Here is an 806-nt window from a genome sequence, read left to right as displayed (position 1 = left end):
CGGTCCGGCCGGCGGCACGAGCACCCCGAGCCCTCCCCCCGACCCCGAGCGCGAGCGCCTGCGCGCCCCTCGTCGACCTCGCCACGGGCGGCGACGCCGAGGCGTTCGGCCAGCTCTACGACCACTACGCTCCCGGCGTCTACCGCTTCGTCCTCTACCGCGTCGGCTCCCGCCCGCTGGCCGAGGACCTCACGAGCGAGACCTTCATGCGGGCCCTGCGCTCGATCCAGAAGTTCACCTGGCAGGGCAAGGACTTCGGGGCCTGGCTGACGACGATCGCCCGCAACCTCGTGACCGACCACTTCAAGTCCGGACGCTCAAGGCTGGAGATCGTCTCCGACGACGTCCCGGACCGGCGCTCGGTCATCGCCCAGCCCGAGACCGACGTCCTGTCGCACCTGACCAACGAGGCCCTGTACGCCGCGGTCGGTCAGCTCAGCGCCGAGCAGCACGACTGCATCCTCATGCGCTTCATCCAGGGCCTGTCGATCGCCGAGACGGCGGCCGCGCTCGGACGCTCCGAGGGTGCCGTGAAGCAGCTGCAGCTGCGGGCGGTCCGCGCCCTGGCGAAGCTCGTGGACCCGGAGGTCCGGTGATGTGCGACACGCCGCGTAACCAGGGGACACCTCCGGTCGTTGAGCCCGCTGAGACGCCAGCATGGCGTCCGGCACCTTCCCCGAGAGAGACCACCCGATGAGCCCGTTCCGCCGCTCGGCCGAGGCCGACGCCTTCGACGCCGCCCTGCGCGGCGCGACGCCGTCGCCCGAGCTCGAGCCGTTGCTGCGGACGGTCGCCGCCCTCGACGC

1 protein-coding gene is annotated in these 806 nt (G+C 72.3%); it reads left to right on the top strand.

All coding sequences use genetic code 11. The features are described 5' to 3' along the window. A partial coding sequence (locus tag AC2W7G_RS17545; RefSeq protein ID WP_485869565.1) for a sigma-70 family RNA polymerase sigma factor occupies positions 1-596 on the top strand: 596 nt, incomplete at its 5' end. Between the last annotated feature and the right edge of the window lie 210 nt (positions 597-806).

The organism is Aeromicrobium sp. PFPM2_SD2, from assembly GCF_057364525.1.
The sequence above is the reverse complement of the archived record's forward strand: the minus strand, read 5'-3'. Positions and strand labels throughout refer to the sequence as shown.